Below are 16,853 nucleotides of genomic sequence, written 5' to 3' on the forward strand. Positions count from 1 at the left end.
TCACACCGTCTGCGCGGTCCGATACGTCCCGCGCCACCGCTGCCGCGTCGGCCGGGGCGCTAGCCCACGTCACAGGGCTGTCCACAGGATCGCCCGCTTGACAGGTCAGTGAAACGGGGATGCGCCCCGGTGGTCGGTCAGCGACAGGGGGTGTGCGACAGTGTGTGGCTGCGTGGGTGCGCGAAGCGGGTAGGGTGGCGGCGTCCCGCCGCGCCGCAGGCAAATGGATCAAGGCGTTGATCGCTATCGGAATGCAAAGGGAATACTGACAACTCACAGTCCCCGCCTCGCGCATTCCCTTTGTCTTTCGGCGCGGCGAGACGCCGCCGCCCTGCCGCGCTGCGTGCATTCCCTGAACCCGCTTTTCAGCTTTCAGTTTTTCAGCTTTCAGTTTTCAGCTTTTCTCTTCAGCGGGACGCCGGCCGCCAGCGCGCGGCGCGCGGCGGTGGTGAGCGGGAGCGCGGAGGGCAGGGGCGACCAGTGGACGTGCTCGCGCAGGCCGGGGGAGATGCGGCCCGAGGGGAGGGTCGCCGTGTAGAGGCTGAGCCGGAGGCGGAAGTGGGAGAATGTGTGGCTGATCGCGCCCGCAGGCCGGATAGCGGCGGGCGCGAGGCCGGTTTGTCGGCGCACCAGGCGGGCGGCGGCTGCGGGTGTGTGCGTGAGGGGGATCTCCCCGCCGGGAAGTTCCCAGAGGCCTCCGAGAAGGCCGGCGCTGTCGCGGCGTACCAGCAGAACGCGGTTGCGGGCGTCACGCAAGATAAATCCGACGGCATGGCGCTCGGGAAGCGCCGCAGCTACGGGTTTGACCGGGAAGTCGCATTGCCGACCCGTGGCGGCCGCTGCGCATGCCGGGTGAAGCGGGCACGCTTCGCACGCAGGCGAACGCGGTGTGCAGATGAGTGCGCCGAGTTCCATGATGGCCTGGTTGAAGTCGCCGGGGGCGCCGCATCCGGTGATCGCCGGACGCAGCCGATCGGCCAGCACCGCGCGCGGTCCGGGTTTCCGAAAGTCATCGGCGAGCAGCCAGAAGCGCGAGAAGACGCGCGCCACATTGCCATCCACCACGGGCTCGCACACGCCGAAGCAGATGCTGGAGATGGCGGCGGCGGTGTAGGGCCCGATCCCCGGCAGCGCGGCCAGTTCAGCCAGTGTCTGTGGCAGTTTTCCGTCGTGGCGGTTGAGGATGATCTGCGCGGCCTTGCGCAGATTGCGTGCCCGCGCGTAATAGCCCAGACCTTCCCACGGTTTGAGGAGCGCGTCATCCGGGGCTGCGGCAAGGCTGGCGACAGCGGGGAAGCGGGCCATGAAACGGGCAAAAAAGGGTCGCACGGTGTCGACCTGCGTCTGTTGCAGCATGATTTCGCTGACCCAGACGGCATAGGGGTCGGGATGTCCGCGCCACGGCATTTCGCGGCGATTGGCGCGGTACCAGGCGAGCAGGGCGCGGGTCAGGAGGGTCGGATCAAACACGTCGTTGCTCACACCAGGGCACCTGCACTTCATGAGATCTCACGCGCGCCCCACTGGGGGTCTCGGTCACTTATCCGCCGGGGTCTTGCCCGTTCCGGTCTTCGCCGGAGCGCTGTCGGTCTTGGGTGCTGGGGAACCGGGGGCTTTTGCGGCGGTGTCGGTTTTGGGCGCGTCGGAACCGGCCGCTTTTGCGGCGGTGTCGGCCTTGACATCCGAGTGATAGCCGGCGCTGCGGTAATCGGTCTGATAAAATCCGCTGCCCTTGAAAATGATGCCGGCACCGCGGCTGATCTGGCGCCGGATCTTACGGCTCTTGCATTTGGGGCAAACCTTGAGCGGATTGTCCTTCATGCTTTGGAACACATCAAACGTGCCGCAAGCGGGGCAACAATATTCGTAGGTCGGCATGGGGCATCTGTTTCAAATCTTATAAAGTGGTGGAGGTAAGGAGGGTCGAACTCCTGACCTCTTGAATGCCATTCAAGCGCTCTACCAACTGAGCTATACCCCCACACCAAGAGATCCCGTGACGGGTGAAACGGGCGACATTAAATCATGCGGACGGCCGTTCTGTCAACCGCATATTTTCTTCAACGAATGAGTTACTCTTGCTTTCCGGGTATCCGAATGTCAAAATACGCCCCTCTGCGATTTTTTTGGGACACGGGCGGTGCGTTATGATGATGCTTGAAGGGTGCGCGGCGTTTTCCGCGTTTCGGCTGGAGGCGCTGAAGGACGTCATTCGGCAAGGGGTCGATGGCCTGGACGACGGGGTCGCCGTCGAGGCGGTGTTTGTGTATCTTCTAGACCTGCATCGGACTTTGGACGCCTCGGCCCTGGCCCAGGCGCAAGCCTTGCTTGGCGCGTCGGCGACGGCTCCGGCGGCGGGTGGTGTTTATATCTCGCCGCGCAAGGGGACGATATCGCCGTGGTCTTCGAAGGCGACCGACATCTTTGCCAACTGCGGGCTGACGGCGGTGCGGCGGGTCGAGCGCGCCGTGCGTCTGGTCGTCCGCGCGGGCGGACGCGAGGTGCCGTGCGAGCGGTTGCGGCCGGTCCTCCACGCATTGCACGATCGGATGACCGAGGGCGTTTATGCCGATCTGGGCGATTGCTTTGCCCATCCTCCGCCAGCTCCCGGCCGTTCGTTCGATGTGCTCGGCCGCGGCCGTGCCGCGCTGGAAGAGGCCAACGTCGGCATGGGACTGGCGCTGAGCGACGACGAGATGGACTATCTCTGCGAGAATTACACACGCGGCGGACGCAACCCCACCGACACCGAGCTGGTGATGTTCGGCCAGGTGAACTCCGAGCATTGCCGTCACAAGATCTTCAACGCCGCCTGGGTGGTGGATGGCCATGCCGAGGAGCTCTCCCTCTTCAAGATGATCAAGCACACCCACGCGTGCCATCCGCAGGGAACGCTCGTTGCGTATTCGGACAACTCGGGTGTGGCGGAGGGGTTTGCGGTCGACGCCTTCTGGATCGATCCCCGGACACGTTGCTACGGCTTTCATGCCGATCAGATGGACCTGCTGATGAAGGTGGAGACGCATAACCATCCGACGGCGATCTCGCCGTTTCCCGGGGCGGCGACCGGCGTCGGCGGCGAGATTCGAGACGAGGCGGCCACCGGCACGGGGAGTAAGAGCCGGGCGGGCCTTTCGGGGTTCATGGTCTCCAACCTCCGTATCCCGGGTTATGTGATGCCTTGGGAGCGGGAGATTGCCGAGTTTCCGCGTCGGCTGGCTTCACCGCTGGCGATCATGACCGAGGGACCGCTGGGCGGCGCGGCGTTCGGCAACGAGTTCGGCCGGCCCCAATTGACGGGGTTCTTCCGCACGTATGAGGATCGTGTTGCCGGCCGCCACCGGGGCTATCACAAGCCGATCATGCTGGCGGGCGGCATGGGCAGCATCCGCCGCAGTCATGTGTGGAAAAAGCCGGTTCCGCCGGGTGCGCTGATCGTGCAGCTTGGCGGATCGGCGATGCGGATCGGGCTGGGCGGCGGCGCGGCGTCGTCCATGGTCACGGGCAGCAATGACGAGGCGCTCGACTTTGATTCGGTGCAGCGCGGCAATGCCGAGATGGAGCGCCGCTGCCAAGAGGTGATCGACGCCTGCACGGCGATGGGCGATGGGAATCCGATCCTCAGCATTCACGACATCGGCGCCGGCGGACTGTCCAACGGATGCCCGGAGCTGGTTGAAGCCACCGGCGCGACGTTTCAGTTGCGCGCGGTTCATAATGAAGAACCCTCGATGAAGCCCATGGAGATTTGGTGCTGCGAGGCGCAGGAGCGGTATGTCCTGGCCATTCGGGCTGAAAACCGTGCGTGGTTCGAGCAGGTGTGTGCCCGCGAGCGCTGTCCTGCCGCATTCATCGGCGTGACGCGTGACGATCGGCGGCTGATCCTGGAGGACGAGCACTTTGGCGACCGGCCGATTGACATGGATGTCAGCGTCCTGCTGGGCAAGCCGCCGCGGATGGTGCGCGACGTGACGCGCGCCGTCCCATCCGCCGTGCCGCTCGACCTGGCGCACGTCCGGCCCTGCGACGCGCTCGATCGGGTGTTGCAGCTTCCGGCAGTGGCCGACAAGACGTTTCTGATCACCATCGCCGACCGCTCCGTCACCGGCCTGGTCTGCCGGGACCAGATGGTGGGGCGTTATCAATTGCCCGCGGCGGATTGCGCGGTGACGGCCCACGGCTACACCGCGTTCACGGGCGCCTGCATGGCGACGGGCGAACGGACCCCGGTGGCGCTCATCAATGCGCCAGCCTCGGGACGGCTGGCGGTGGGGGAGGCCATCACCAACTGCGCCGGCGCGGCGATCGGCCCGATCGGTGCCATCAAGCTCTCGGCCAACTGGATGTGCGCCTGCGGCGAGGCGGGCGAGGATGCGGCTTTGTTTGACACGGTCAAGGCCGTGGGGATCGACTTTTGTCCTGCGCTCGGCGTGTCGATTCCGGTCGGCAAGGATTCGCTTTCCATGCGTACGGTGTGGGCGGACGCTGCGGGTGCGGTTCACCGCCAGGTCGCCCCGCTCAGTCTGATCGTTAGCGCCTTTGCGCCGGTTGTTGACGTGCGCAAGACGGTGACGCCGGATCTCAAGCCGGGACCGAGTCGGCTGCTGCTCATAGACCTCGGAGCCGGCCGCAACCGCCTGGGCGCAAGCGCCCTGGCGCAGGTGTATAACCAGGTCGGCGATGACGCGCCCGACTGCGATTCGCCCGTGGCGTTGCGCGCCTTCTTCGACGCGATGCAGGAGCTGGTGGCGGAGGGGTTGCTGCTGGCTTATCACGACCGGTCTGACGGCGGCGTGGCCGTGACTCTGGCCGAGATGGCGATGACCGGCGGGTGCGGACTGCGTGCTGAACTTCCCGGACGGAGCGCCATCGAAGCTCTGTTCAGCGAGGAACTCGGAGCCGTGCTGCAGGTCGCCGCGCCCCGTGTCGAAACGGTTTGCGGCGTTCTCGCCCGGCACGGTCTGGGGGCCATGACCCACGTCATCGGCGAGCCGGTCGCGGACCGCTCGTTCACCCTTTCCGCCGCGCGCACGCGGGCCGTGGCGACCGACATCACCCGGCTGCGGTCAACGTGGTCGGCGCTGACGTTCCGGATGCAGGCGCTGCGTGACAATCCCGAGTGCGCCCGTCAGGAATATGACAACGGCAGTGATGCGGACGACCCCGGAATCAACGTCCACCTGACCTATCGGCCCGATGACAGTCCCTCCACGGTGACGCTCCGGGAGAAGCCGCGTCTGGCCGTGCTGCGCGAGCAGGGGGTCAACGGTCATGTCGAGATGGCCGCCGCCTTCAGCCTCGCGGGCTTTGATGCGTGCGATGTTCACATGACCGACCTGTTAACGGGCCGGACCGATCTGAGCGCATTTAGCGGGCTCGTCGCTTGCGGCGGCTTCTCCTACGGCGACGTGCTGGGCGCCGGTTCGGGGTGGGCGAGGAGCATTCTGTTTAACGCGCGGATGATGGAGATGTTCGGGGCGTTCTTCAAGCGGCCCGACACGTTTACGCTGGGCGTCTGCAACGGATGTCAGATGGTTTCGCAGCTCAAGGCGATCATCCCCGGCGCAGCGCAGTGGCCTCAGTTCCGGCGCAATGTCTCGGAGCAATTCGAGGCGCGCTATGCGACGGTGGAGGTCCTGGATTCACCATCGGTCCTGCTCCGGGGCATGGCCGGCTCGCGCGTGCCGATCGCCGTGGCCCATGGCGAGGGGCTTGCGGTCTTCGATTCGCCAGCAGACGCTGGATCGGCCGCAGGCGCGCTGCGTTTCGTGGATGGCTGCGGTCGGCCGACCGAGCGTTATCCGTGGAACCCCAACGGATCGGCGGGCGGGCTGACGGGGTTCACCACCCCTGACGGACGGGCGACGATCATGATGCCGCACCCCGAGCGCGGGTTCCGCTCGGTTCAGCTCTCGTACAAGCCGGACGGGGTGTTTACCGGCGAGGCCGGACCGTGGATGCGGATGTTCCGCAATGCCCACGCATTCGCGTGCGGCGTTCAGCGTGGGGTCAGCCGTCCGTGATGATTTCGTAGCCGGTGTTCCGTCTCGCTGGGAAAAATCCGGCGAGACGGATGGCGCGTTCAATTTCCTGCCGGGAGGCATCGGCGCCGCCGCCAGCCGAGCGAATCACCTCCTCGCGTGACAGCGTCCCGCCAAAATCGTCGGCTCCCAGGAACAAGCCAAGCTGCGCAACCTCGATTCCTTCGGTAAGCCAGCCCGTGGCGATGTGCTGGATATTGTCGAGGTAAATGCGGGAGATCGCCAGGGTCTGGAGATAATCCAGGCCTCCGGCGCGCGGCACCTCTGCGAGCCGGGTGTTGGCCGGCAAAAACGTCCACGGAATGAAGGCCCGGAACCCGCCGGTGCGATCCTGAAGGGCGCGGATTTTGTCGAGGTGGTCGATGCGTTCCGCGTGTGTTTCAATGCAGCCAAACATCATGGTTGCGGTTGATCGCATGCCCATCTGATGGGCTGTTTCCATGACATCGAGCCAGCCGCAGGCAGAGATCTTGCGGGGGCTGACCCGGTTGCGCACGCGGTCCACGAGTATTTCGGCGCCGCCGCCCGGCAACGAATCCATTCCCGCCGCCCGCAGGCGCGTCAGCGTGTCTCGGATGGTGAGCGTGTCGGCGCGCGCGAGACCGGCGATCTCGGTTGGCGAGAGCACGTGGAGCGCAAGCTGCGGATGCGCCAGCCGCAGCATCCGCAAGATACGCTCATAATCGGAGATGCTCAGGCCCGGGTGGACGCCGCCCTGGATCATCACCTGCGACGCGCCCGCAGAGACTGCCGCAGCGACGGCGTTTGCAATTTCCTGATCAGACAGCAGATAGGCGTCGGGGCTGCCCTCCTTCCGCCAGAATGCGCAGAAGGCGCATTCATGCGCGCAGACATTGGTCAGGTTAAGATTCAGATCGACCACAAACGTGACGATTCGGCCCGGATTGTGGCGTTGTCGGGCGGCTTGGGCGAGCCGCCCCAAATCCGAAAGATCCCAGGCGAAGAGTGCCAGCCCCTCGGCGGGCGTGAGTCGTTCGCCGGCCAGCGCCTTCTCATAGACGCGCTCATCCATAAGTGACCCCCTGGTAGCCGCTGTTGACCTTGACGGGCGTGCGGCCCGCGCGTTGAAGCAGTCCACAGATCTCCGCTTCGGTCAGGCTTTTGGGCGTCTGGGCGCCCGCAGCATGCACGATGGTTTCGTCAAAATAGGTGCCTCCGATGTCGTCGGCGCCGAAGGCGAGTCCGACTTGCGCGCCCTTGTAGCCGTAGATCATCCACAACGATTTGAGATGCGGAAAATTATCGAGAAAGAGGCGAGCGGTGGCAAGGAGCCGCGCGTCGAACACGCCGCTGGATGCGCGTCCGCCCGCGCCCAGCTCGGTGTTTTTCGGGAAGAATTTAAGCGGAACAAACGCGCGAAATCCGCGGGTGCGATCCTGAACCCTGCGGAGACGCTCCAGATGGTCGATGATCTCCTCGTCGGTCTCGACATGGCCATAGAGCATGGTGGCGTTGGAGGTCATGCCGAGCTGATGGGCCTCCTCGTGGATGCGCAGCCAGACCTCGGCCGGGGCCTTGTTCTCGCAGATGAGCGCGCGCACCCGTTCGGAGAAGATTTCCGAGCCACCACCCGGAAGGGAATCCAGCCCCGCATCCATGAACTCGGTGAGAACATCCAATGAGCTGCTGCCTTTAAGCGTGGCAAAGAAATCGATTTCCACCGCCGTAAAGCCTTGGATGTGGATGGAAGGAGAGACCGACTTGATCGCCTTGACCAGATTCAGATAGTAGGAATAGGGCATCTTATCATTGAGTCCGCCCACGACATGCACCTCATCGACGCCGCGTGCATGGACCGTTGCGACCGCTTCGCCAACGTCTTCGGGGGTCAGCGTATAGCCCTTCGCCTCATCGCGGTAGAAGGCGCACAGCTTGCATTTGTTGCCGCAAATATTGGTGTGATTGACGTTGAAGTTATACTGGTAAAAAGCGCGTTCGCCCACCCAGTGACGCCGCCGCAGGCTGGCCAGCTCGGCCAGATCCATGAGGTCGGCGTCTCGCAGCAGCCAGAGGGCCTGCGCGGGAGTGATGCGCTCCCGCGCCGCAACCGTTTCCTGAATGCGTCTCAACATAATGCCTCCTGAAGTGCGGCCCGGGCGACGCGCGGCTCATCGCCCCGATAGAAATGATCGTCCACCGCCAATTCCACAATGGAACACGCGGCGCCCGCCAAGCCGCGCAACGCCCCAATGGGGCAGAATGGATCGTTCGCGCCCGACAGAAAAACGGCATGCAGGCCCGGCGCCAGCCGATCCGCAAACGGATGTGACAACAGCGGGGGGGAAATCCCCACCACCCGGCGCACGCCCGTCCTCGCGGCCGTCTCCAGCGCCGCATAGGCGCCGAACGAATAGCCGACGAAGACCACCTGATCCACCGGACCGGCCGCTTCCAGAGCCCGCGCCACCAGGCTGGCGGAATCCGAATAGACGACGGCGTAATCAGTCGCCGCTTCCATTCGGTCCCACACCGTCAGCGCGGATTCACTCCGGATGACGCCGGTCTCCGTCCCCCGGTAGTTGAGCTTGACCGCCATTCGGCCACTAGCGAGGGCGGCGGCGAAGACCGCTTCGACCACGTTGTTGGCGGAGTCGCCGCCGAGACTCGGATGTGGCGGAAAGATGACAATGAGCCGGTCGCGCAGCGGAAATTCGGGATAGCCGAGCGTCATGCCGATGTCCAGCCCGGGTTCCACGTCAATGCGAAGTTTCTCCGCGCTCCATTCGGGTGTGTTCATGCTTCGGGTTCCGGGCCAGGATAGGGGTGTTTCTCAAAGAACAGGCCGAGAATGCGGGCGAGCTTCATCCCCTCGACCCAGTTCCCCTGAATGTCGGTGCGGCGCTGGAAGAAGGCATTTTGCGGGGAGATGCGCCCGGCGATCAGATCGAGAAACACCGGTTCGTCCACGAGAAAGACCACCCGGCACGGGTTTGAAGAATCCGAAGCCAGCGAACGAATCTGCCCCCGCTCCAGCGTCAGAGACCACGATTTTCCGGTGTCCCGGAAGGCAATCCGGAACGTGGTTGAAAGACCGGCGTAGCCGTCCAGCAGATCGCGGTGCATCTGCGACGCGAGAAAGCGGGTGAAGTACGTTTCACAATTCGTCGTCATTTCCGCATGCTCCATCCTTGGCCGGCCAAGTAATCCGCCAGCGCGTGAAAATAGCGGGCGTCCAGCGGGCACGGTCTGGCCGAGGGCAGGCCGTCGCGATTGGTCGTGCCAAAACGGGCTGCGCCCGTGAAATAGGGGAGATAGGCCGCGAGGGATTTGGTGAAGAGGCGGGCGGCCGGCGACGTTGGCTCCGTGGGCTGACGCGGCCGGATCTCCAGGCCAAAGTAGTTTTGGCTGAGTCGCATCAGGTCTCCCATGAGGGTCGGTTGGGGATTGACGAGGTGATACGTTTTACCCCAGTTTTCCGGATTTTCAAAGACATCGTTCATTTGTTCAGCGACGTGATCGACCGGGATAAAGTTTTGACAGGCCGATTCGTCCTGGTTCAGCGACAGCAGGGTTTTTCCGAATCGCCGGCGAATCACATGCAGCCGTGCGATAACCTCGTAGAATGTGCCAAATTGAAGTGTTCGCCCCGATGCGTATTCACCCAGCACGATGGAGGGGCGGAAGATGGTCAGACGCGAGGGATCATCGGAAAAATGGGCGCGCACCGACAGTTCGGCGCTGAACTTGCTGGCCTCGTAATCGTTTCTGGCCCGTTGGCCGAGATCCAGCGCGGTCTCGGGGAAGTCACCCTGCCAGTCCCCCGCAACATAGGCGGTGCTGACATGAAAGAAGCGGGCCTGGGGCGATCCCCACCGGAGGAGGTTGATCGTGCCGTCCCGGTTCGTCCGGGTGGTGGTTTGGTCGGCTGAGTTGAGAAAGGCAACGGTTGCGCCGCAATGGAGGATGTCGGTGACCTCGGCGCGCAATCCGGTCGCGAGAGCCGGATTCAGGCCCAGGTCTGTCTTCAGGAGATCCCCCACGACAGGGGTTATGCGGTCAAAGAGCTGGTCGTCGCCAAAGTGCTGGCCGAGTGTGCGAAGACGGCGGCGGGCGTGCGGGACCGTATCGGCGCGAATCAAAGCGGAGACGCGAATGTCTGGGTGACGCCGCAGGAGTTCCGCGAGAAAATAGGCGGCCACCAGGCCGGTCGCGCCGGTGACAAAGAGATGCCGCATCATAAGCCCTCGTCCTCCAGCAGGGCGGCGAACGTGTGCAACGCAGCCTCGTGGCTGGCGTTGAGATGAAATTGTAGGCGGGAGAAATAATCGCGATGACGGATCAGGTTGAGCGCTGTGAGCATCGTATCTACGTGGGCCAGATTCCGGGCAACCACGGGCGTGAGCAGCGCCTCAACGGCGCGGGCGGCGGCGAGGTCCTGGCCGACCACGACCGCAAAGACCACGGGCAGGCCCGTTAGCAGCAGCCATTCCCGGCCGAGGTCAATGAGGGTTTCGCCAGCCGACGTCACATGGCCGAGGGCGACATCGCCGATGATGACCTCGCTCTCCACCGCCGTTGTGCATGCGGCGGGCTGGATGATGTGCGGCGACGAGCGATAGCGGCGGCGAAGAATGATCTGAGCCAGCAGATTGGAGGTGCGGGACTCGGCCGAAAGCCGCAAGGTGCGGATTTCTGAGGGGGGGACGGTGGATCGGATGTAGACAGACCCGACGCGGCCGGCGGAGGCGATGCCCAAGCCCTCGACGCGAGACCAGCCGAGCGATCGGCCCTCTTGGATGAAGGCAGCGGCAGGCACCAGCGAGGCATGAAATTCACCAGCAGCCATGCGAACGGCAAGGGCCGCAGGCACATCCTTGATGAGTTCCACCTCAGGCGATAACCCGTAGTGAAAGGGGATCGCATTCAAATAGCGAATCATGCCCAACCGCATAGAGCCCCCATCACCTGTTCGAGTTGATCGGCCAACGCGGCGACCTCGGCCTCGGTAATCACGAGCGGCGGCATAACGGTCACGGTGTTGCGCATGAGGCCGGTCTTGCCGATGAGAAAACCTCGATCCTTCATGGCTTCCAGGATGGCATCGGTCTCGGCGGTCATGGGGTGGGTGGCGCTGCCCAGCTCCATCGCCTGCATCAGCCCGCGCCCCCGGACTTCACGGACGCCGCAGACGGATTGCGCAATAGCCTCAAACCGCTGCCGCAGCAGTCCACCCAGTTCAGCGGCGCGTCGGGGGAGATCGTGCTCGCGCAGGTAGCGCAGCACCTGCCGGGCGGCGGTAGCCGACACCGCATTGCCCCCGGTTGTGGAGGCGCCCGGCTTCGTGTAGTTCGCGGCGATGCGTTCGGTGGTGCAGAAGGCGCCGATTGGAAAGCCATTGCCGAGCGCCTTGGCCAGCGTCAGGATGTCGGGTTCGACGCCCAGATGCTGGAAAGCGAAGTCGGATCCGGTGCGGCCAAACCCGGTCTGAATCTCATCAAAGATGAGCAGGACACCGTGCTCGCGGGTGATCTCGCGCAGACGGTGGAAATAGCCGTCCGGGGGGACAATGATGCCGCCATTGCCTTGGATGGGCTCCAGAATCACCGCTGCGGTGTCGGGATCGATCTGCTCGGCGAGCGCGACGGCGCAGGCAAACTTGCAGGTTTTGGGTTCTTTCCCAAGCTCGCATTGTGCGCAGTGGGGGCGCGGTGCCAAACGGGCGGCGGGTGACGGAACGGGATCGGTCTGCCACATCGGCACGCCGGTCAGGCTCATCGTCAGATGCGTCCGGCCATGGAGACCCCCGCGTATGGCGATGAAACCGGATCTGCCGGTGTGCAGCCGAGCGAGCAGCAACGCGCCCTCATTGGCTTCCGACCCGGAATTGACGAAGAAGACCCGCTGGAGTGATCCGTTGATAAAGCCGATCAAATCCCGCGCGAGTTCGAGCATGGGTGAGGTCAGATAGATCGAGGTGGTGTGCTGCAACGTGCGGATCTGCTCAATGGCGGGCTCCGTGATCGCCGGATTGCAATGTCCGCAATTCATCACCGTGACGCCGCTGTAGCAATCGAGGTAGCGTTTGCCCTCGGTATCCACCAGGTACTGCATCTCGCCGCGGACAAACACCGGAGGATTGCGGTAAAAGTGGTTGACACACGGGATCAGATAATCCTGCTTGAGCGCGAGCAGCCGTGCGGCGGGGGCGTCCGAGTTTGGCAAGGGATCCGTCCTACCGTTCAAAGCTGGTGATGGACTTCTCGACATCGTGGATAATCCCCTTGGGGTAGGCACCCCGGTTGAAAGGCTGGCCGGGATGCGCGGCGGAAAATTCGGCCGCTCCAGTGGGATCACCGGCCATGGCTTTGCGGTAAGCGACCAGGCACGCTGGAAGCGTTGCGGGGTCCGCCAGACGCGCATCGATGCGAAAAGAGGCCGGACGCAGCGACATCAGGGCCGGCACGGCCGACAACAGGCACAGATCGTTTTCCATCAGGATGTGATTGCGGCAGTAGGTGTCGGTGCAGATTCGCCGCACCGTGCCGCGGGCATCGCGCAGGTAAAACGTGTCGATGGCGCACGGCATCCGGCAGATTTCGCGTTTGCTGATTCCCTGCAACGCCATGCCCACCAAACAGTGTTCCAGGATCATGGCGACAAGCGGTCCCTGAACGGGCAGTTCCAGAAAGGGGGTTAATCCGTGATCCGCCAGCAGGGTCAGATCCTCGAACCCGCACTCCAGCGCCGGCAGCAGACGCGAGATGCCTTCGCCGGCCAGAAACCGCAGGGCCTCCGGGTTGAGCACATTCAGCGAAGCCTCGCCCCACAGCGGTTTGCCGAGACCGCGCACGCCTTCCAGCGCGGCGATCGAGGTCACCGAGAAACCCGCGAGCTCCTCCGCCAGCGCTGCGGCAACCAGGCGCCATTCTCGGGCTTCCCGTTCCGTGATGATTCGGGGCGACGCCAGCAACAGCCGTTTATTGGCCTGCTTGCACCGGCTGGCAAGATCGCTGATAGCGGTGAGATCCCAGTGGGATCCAGACTGGAGGTCGCCCTCCCAGCACAGAACCAAGTTGTCGGCAAACGGCGCGGCCGCGTCGGCCTGCGTCCGCGTTCCCGCGAAGACCGTGAGCTCGATCGGCCTATCCGGAATGCCATTCAGTCCGGGTCCTGAATACGGTAAAAAGGGAGGCGCATCCGACTGAAGCGTCGGCAGGGTTCCCGCGTACGACAAAAAAACCGGCTCGCGTTCGCCATCGAGGTCCATGTACCGGGAGTCGGGGGCGTTGAAGGCAAAGCCGGTGGTCAGATTTCGGACACGGCTCTGCTGCATGTCGGCGATTTCCGGAAGCGTGCGGGATTGCGCCAGAGGATTGTCACAGTAGCGGTCAATGGCGTTTCGGTAGAGGCGAACCAAATCCGCAACAAAGGGGGCCGGGCGCATCCGTCCTTCGATCTTGAGCGCATCCACACCGGCACGGACCAATTCCGGGATCTGCTGGATCAGGCACATGTCCTTGGCCGCCAGGAGATGAACGCCCGATAGGACCGGCTGATCTGCGGCCGCGCCCGACATCAGGTCGTACTTCCACCGGCAGGGCTTCATGCACTGCCCGCGGTTGCCGCTCTTGCCGAATATCAGGCCGCTCTGAAAACACTGGCCCGACTGCGCGGCGCACATATCGCCATGGATGAAATACTCCACCTCCACACCGGTTGTCTCCCGGATCCGGCGCACGTCATCGAGGGTGATGTCGCGGGAGGTGACCACCCGGGTGAACCCGTGCCTCGCGAGAAACGTCGCGGCATCGGGGGCGCCCACATTCATCATGGTGCTGGCGTGCAACGGCACCTTCAGGCCGAGCGACCGGTGCAGCGCCACCACCGCCAGATCCTGGACAATGAGGGCGTCCACTCCCAGCGCATCCAGATACAGGAGGTAGTCGCGGAGCAGGTCCACCTCAGACGTGCCCACGAGGGTATTGACGGTGACATAGAGTGTGCGGTTGCGCGCATGGGCGAACGTTACGGATCGTTCGAGCGCTTCGGCTGTGAAATTAAAATCCGCGCGGTGCCGGCGCATGTTGAAATTTTTGCCGGCCAGATAGACGGCGTCGGCGCCCGCCTCGATCGCGGCCCACACGACCTCTTCCTTGCCTGCGGGGGCCAACAGCTCGGGTTTTTTTATGCGGATTGCCTGCATCGGGTGATCTTTTTGAAGGCTAATAAATGACCTGCAGCGGTTTCTGGCGTTCGACGGGATGCGGATTACGGATGCCGCGATCGGTTCGGACGGCCACATCACGCTCCAGCAGGTTCAGCAGCAGGACGGATTCGTCATAACGCGACATCATGACGCGCCCAGCCGTCCCGGCTTCGCACACACGCCAGCCATCCTCGCCCGCCGGTTCCACCACCTGGATATCCACCCGGTGTGATTCCGTGCCATACTCAATGCCTTCGGGGCCACAACCGATTTCAGGGAACATCCCAAAGAGCGAATTGCCATAACCCGACAGGTGGACGGCGCGCGGAAAGCGTTCGCGAAACCAGGCATAGTCGGTTGCGGAGATCGAAAGGCCGCCGTAATGAATGCCCTCGATCGCGAGACGGACGGTTTCGGGGAGCGATTCCGCCAGCTTCGCAATCACCGGCGGGGTTGAAAAGATCACCTCGATTTTCTGGGTCGAAGCCAGGCGCCACACCTGTTCTTCCACGTGGGCGAAATAACGTTGCCGCGACATCGACCCCTCCTCCAGACGGCGATACCAGCGCGGATCAAAATCGATGCTGTATGGATCCATGCCGCCGACCTTCGCCAGAATCGCATGAACGGCCTTGCCGATGATATGGGGTCCGCAGGGGCCCGCCCACAGCCATCTGCGGTTGACCGGAAACCCGATCTGCGCGGCGCGTGTTAGAAAGGGATCAACAAACCCGGCCTCAAACTCCGGCTCCTGATACACGGTCAGCACGGGCGACCCCGAGAAACCGGAGGTTTCACCCGTGATCAGACGTCCGTTGCGAGCCAGCACGCCCTTGGACACAAACCGCTCCAGCGGCTGTTCGCGCAGCGCCTTCACGGCCATCAGCCCCGCAGTCAGGGGGTTCTCAGCCACCGCCTCCAGCAGCTCCGGGCGGCCGGCAAAAAAGGCGATCCAGAACGGCGATCCCGTTTCGGGGTCCGCATGCCAGTTGAGGCAATTCAACCGTTGGGCAATCGGTATCATAGGTGCCAGGCTCACTTGGCCAGTTTTTGAATCTGCTTTTGGGCCAGTATCTGGTGACGGGCATCCTGATGGTCTTTCACCGGCAGGCTGACGACCGAGCGGAATTGCGCGAGCGCCTCATCCTTCTTCTTGCTCAACACCAACGTCAGACCGAGCTGATAACGCGGATAGATCGCCTCGGGGTCGCGTTCGACCGCCTTCAGCAGGCAGGTCTCCGACTCGGCGATGCTGCCCTGGGGCGCCCCGTCCAGAAATTGATTGGCGAGAAATTTCAGAAACCCGTTCACCGATGCCGCTTCGCGGTGATAGACGCCGAGCACCGAATAGCCGTAAGACCAGGCCGGATACAGATCAATGGCCCGCTGGGCGTGGCCTGCAATCTCCTTCGCCAGCTTCACCTTATCCTGGCCTCCTTTGAAGCCGCTCAGATTGCCGACGGCGGCAGCCAGTTCGAAATGCCCCTCCTTACGATCCGGAAACTGTTCGCACAGCGCCCGCCCAAGCGTCACCGCCTCGGCAAAGAAAGGCTCTCCGCGATCCGCCGCATCCTCTCCCACATTGTTAAGACAGCGGCAGAGTTTCAGCAACGGTTCATACGCTTCCGGATTCTGCTTCTGGATTTCGCGGTAAAGGGGCAGCGCCTCAGCATCCTTAAACTGCGCCTGCAGCCGGTCGGCCTTTTCAAGGAGATTTTCCGTTGTGGATGAGACCGCCTGGGCTGTCTCAGCGGCGTGCGCGCTCAGCATCATTCCGCCGAGAACGATCGATGTTAACAACACGTTCATTGGGCTTCTCCCCGATTGCCTCGCCACGCCGGGCACCGTGGTCTTACGCGCGCGTTGCATCCTGACGGCCGATGGCGCGCAGGTCATCCAACCAGCGCAGGCGTTTCGCCAAATTCGAAAGCTTCACAGACCCGATGGCCACATGCCGCACGGGCGAAAAGCCACAGAATTCCATCATCATCGCCTTCATCATCTTTCGGTCCGGGCTGCCGTATCGCAGCGCATACCACCACGGGGGATTGTCCATCGTCACCACCAGCCGTCCTGATCGCCCGGTGAGCAACTGATCGGGAAACATAGCCCCAGCGGCATAGCGGAAGGCAAACTGAGGATGAAACACCCGATCGATCCAGCCTTTCATCTGCGCCGGCACGCTGCCCCACCAGAGGGGATAAAACAACACCAGCCTCGTGGCCCACCGGATATCCTTCTGGCATTTGAGCAGATCCGGCTCCAAAGCCTGGATCTGTAAATACGCATGATGCAGCACCAGATCAAACTGCAGATCAGCCAGATGCACCCGCCGCACCTCCGCCCCCGCAGCGCGAGCGGAATCCGCATAAGCCGTCGCCAGAGCGCAGTTGAAGCTCTCCTTCAGCGGATGACCGGAGACGACATATATTCTTTCGGCCATCACCGACCTTTCCTGCTGTTCAGCGAACCCGGATAACGGGTGTGATTGTAACACCATTATAGTTTCCTTGTCCATTCCGGACAACGCTCCCAAATCCTCGCCTAAGGAGCGTCGCCGCCGATAACCTGCGCCTACACGCGCTCCGCAGCCATGGACCAGTCGCCAGAAAAGGCCGAAAACAGGCGGTTTTTCGACAGTGAGG

14 protein-coding genes and 1 tRNA gene are annotated in these 16,853 nt (G+C 63.4%); 1 reads left to right on the top strand and 14 read right to left on the bottom strand.

What is annotated here, in order from left to right; genetic code table 11:
- Positions 1-387 precede the first annotated feature (387 nt).
- From mutY to FJ222_08700, 3 genes are all read right to left on the bottom strand, one after another.
- Positions 388-1,503, bottom strand: a complete 1,116-nt coding sequence (gene mutY, locus FJ222_08690; GenBank protein ID MBM4164497.1) for an A/G-specific adenine glycosylase — start codon at positions 1,501-1,503, stop codon at positions 388-390.
- Positions 1,504-1,536: 33 nt separating this feature from the next.
- A complete protein-coding gene (locus tag FJ222_08695; protein MBM4164498.1) occupies positions 1,537-1,878 on the bottom strand; it encodes a zinc ribbon domain-containing protein in 342 nt (113 codons plus the stop codon).
- Positions 1,879-1,905: 27 nt separating this feature from the next.
- Positions 1,906-1,981 (bottom strand) — tRNA-Ala (locus FJ222_08700).
- A 166-nt stretch (positions 1,982-2,147) separates the two neighbouring features.
- Here FJ222_08700 and purL point away from each other — a divergent pair.
- Positions 2,148-6,023, top strand: coding sequence for a phosphoribosylformylglycinamidine synthase (purL, locus tag FJ222_08705; GenBank protein ID MBM4164499.1), 3,876 nt, complete (start codon positions 2,148-2,150; stop codon positions 6,021-6,023).
- Here purL and mqnC read toward each other — a convergent pair.
- From mqnC to FJ222_08760, 11 genes are read right to left on the bottom strand one after another with little or no spacing between them, the layout of a single operon-like run.
- Positions 6,010-7,074: a dehypoxanthine futalosine cyclase gene (mqnC, locus tag FJ222_08710; protein MBM4164500.1), complete on the bottom strand. Its 1,065-nt coding sequence runs from the start codon at positions 7,072-7,074 to the stop codon at positions 6,010-6,012. The two genes, purL and mqnC, sit on opposite strands and share 14 nt — an antisense overlap.
- The gene (locus FJ222_08715; GenBank protein ID MBM4164501.1) at positions 7,067-8,134 is read right to left on the bottom strand and encodes a CofH family radical SAM protein; all 1,068 of its coding nucleotides are present in this window, start codon (positions 8,132-8,134) and stop codon (positions 7,067-7,069) included. Before FJ222_08715 ends, mqnC begins: the two co-directional genes overlap by 8 nt.
- Entirely contained in the window at positions 8,128-8,799 is a 672-nt protein-coding gene (locus FJ222_08720) for a hypothetical protein (GenBank protein ID MBM4164502.1), read from the bottom strand. Before FJ222_08720 ends, FJ222_08715 begins: the two co-directional genes overlap by 7 nt.
- On the bottom strand, positions 8,796-9,188 hold the full coding sequence (locus FJ222_08725) for an SCP2 sterol-binding domain-containing protein (protein MBM4164503.1): 393 nt from the start codon (positions 9,186-9,188) through the stop codon (positions 8,796-8,798). The genes FJ222_08720 and FJ222_08725 overlap by 4 nt, the downstream gene beginning before the upstream one ends.
- Positions 9,170-10,240, bottom strand: coding sequence for an NAD-dependent epimerase/dehydratase family protein (locus FJ222_08730; protein ID MBM4164504.1), 1,071 nt, complete (start codon positions 10,238-10,240; stop codon positions 9,170-9,172). The genes FJ222_08725 and FJ222_08730 overlap by 19 nt, the downstream gene beginning before the upstream one ends.
- On the bottom strand, positions 10,237-10,953 hold the full coding sequence (locus FJ222_08735) for a hypothetical protein (protein ID MBM4164505.1): 717 nt from the start codon (positions 10,951-10,953) through the stop codon (positions 10,237-10,239). Before FJ222_08735 ends, FJ222_08730 begins: the two co-directional genes overlap by 4 nt.
- Positions 10,938-12,269, bottom strand: a complete 1,332-nt coding sequence (locus FJ222_08740; GenBank protein ID MBM4164506.1) for an aspartate aminotransferase family protein — start codon at positions 12,267-12,269, stop codon at positions 10,938-10,940. The genes FJ222_08735 and FJ222_08740 overlap by 16 nt, the downstream gene beginning before the upstream one ends.
- Complete coding sequence (locus FJ222_08745) at positions 12,235-14,304, bottom strand: U32 family peptidase (protein ID MBM4164507.1); 2,070 nt, start codon at positions 14,302-14,304, stop codon at positions 12,235-12,237. The genes FJ222_08740 and FJ222_08745 overlap by 35 nt, the downstream gene beginning before the upstream one ends.
- Positions 14,225-15,232, bottom strand: a complete 1,008-nt coding sequence (locus FJ222_08750) for a long-chain fatty acid--CoA ligase (GenBank protein ID MBM4164508.1) — start codon at positions 15,230-15,232, stop codon at positions 14,225-14,227. Before FJ222_08750 ends, FJ222_08745 begins: the two co-directional genes overlap by 80 nt.
- Positions 15,233-15,243: 11 nt before the next feature.
- Positions 15,244-16,017 (bottom strand): hypothetical protein, encoded by a 774-nt coding sequence (locus FJ222_08755; protein ID MBM4164509.1) that lies wholly within the window; start codon positions 16,015-16,017, stop codon positions 15,244-15,246.
- Between the two features lie 43 nt (positions 16,018-16,060).
- Positions 16,061-16,651 carry an NAD(P)H-dependent oxidoreductase gene (locus FJ222_08760; GenBank protein MBM4164510.1) on the bottom strand — a complete coding sequence of 197 codons (591 nt, stop codon included), beginning with the start codon at positions 16,649-16,651 and terminating at the stop codon, positions 16,061-16,063.
- Positions 16,652-16,853: the final 202 nt, after the last annotated feature.

Source organism: Lentisphaerota bacterium, assembly GCA_016873675.1.
Classification (GTDB): domain Bacteria; phylum Verrucomicrobiota; class Kiritimatiellia; order RFP12; family JAAYNR01; genus VGWG01.

Bases quoted from the DNA above. Each gene is read 5' to 3' on its own strand.
- FJ222_08695 (MBM4164498.1), bottom strand. From the start codon at position 1,878: ATGCCGACCTACGAATATTGTTGCCCCGCTTGCGGCACGTTTGATGTG.
- FJ222_08750 (MBM4164508.1), bottom strand. From the start codon at position 15,232: ATGATACCGATTGCCCAACGGTTGAATTGCCTCAACTGGCATGCGGAC.
- FJ222_08740 (MBM4164506.1), bottom strand. From the start codon at position 12,269: ATGTCGAGAAGTCCATCACCAGCTTTGAACGGTAGGACGGATCCCTTG.
- FJ222_08725 (MBM4164503.1), bottom strand. From the start codon at position 9,188: ATGGAGCATGCGGAAATGACGACGAATTGTGAAACGTACTTCACCCGC.
- mutY (MBM4164497.1), bottom strand. From the start codon at position 1,503: ATGAAGTGCAGGTGCCCTGGTGTGAGCAACGACGTGTTTGATCCGACC.
- FJ222_08730 (MBM4164504.1), bottom strand. From the start codon at position 10,240: ATGATGCGGCATCTCTTTGTCACCGGCGCGACCGGCCTGGTGGCCGCC.
- purL (MBM4164499.1), top strand. From the start codon at position 2,148: ATGATGATGCTTGAAGGGTGCGCGGCGTTTTCCGCGTTTCGGCTGGAG.
- FJ222_08755 (MBM4164509.1), bottom strand. From the start codon at position 16,017: ATGAACGTGTTGTTAACATCGATCGTTCTCGGCGGAATGATGCTGAGC.
- mqnC (MBM4164500.1), bottom strand. From the start codon at position 7,074: ATGGATGAGCGCGTCTATGAGAAGGCGCTGGCCGGCGAACGACTCACG.
- FJ222_08720 (MBM4164502.1), bottom strand. From the start codon at position 8,799: ATGAACACACCCGAATGGAGCGCGGAGAAACTTCGCATTGACGTGGAA.
- FJ222_08760 (MBM4164510.1), bottom strand. From the start codon at position 16,651: ATGGCCGAAAGAATATATGTCGTCTCCGGTCATCCGCTGAAGGAGAGC.
- FJ222_08735 (MBM4164505.1), bottom strand. From the start codon at position 10,953: ATGCGGTTGGGCATGATTCGCTATTTGAATGCGATCCCCTTTCACTAC.
- FJ222_08715 (MBM4164501.1), bottom strand. From the start codon at position 8,134: ATGTTGAGACGCATTCAGGAAACGGTTGCGGCGCGGGAGCGCATCACT.
- FJ222_08745 (MBM4164507.1), bottom strand. From the start codon at position 14,304: ATGTGGCCGTCCGAACCGATCGCGGCATCCGTAATCCGCATCCCGTCG.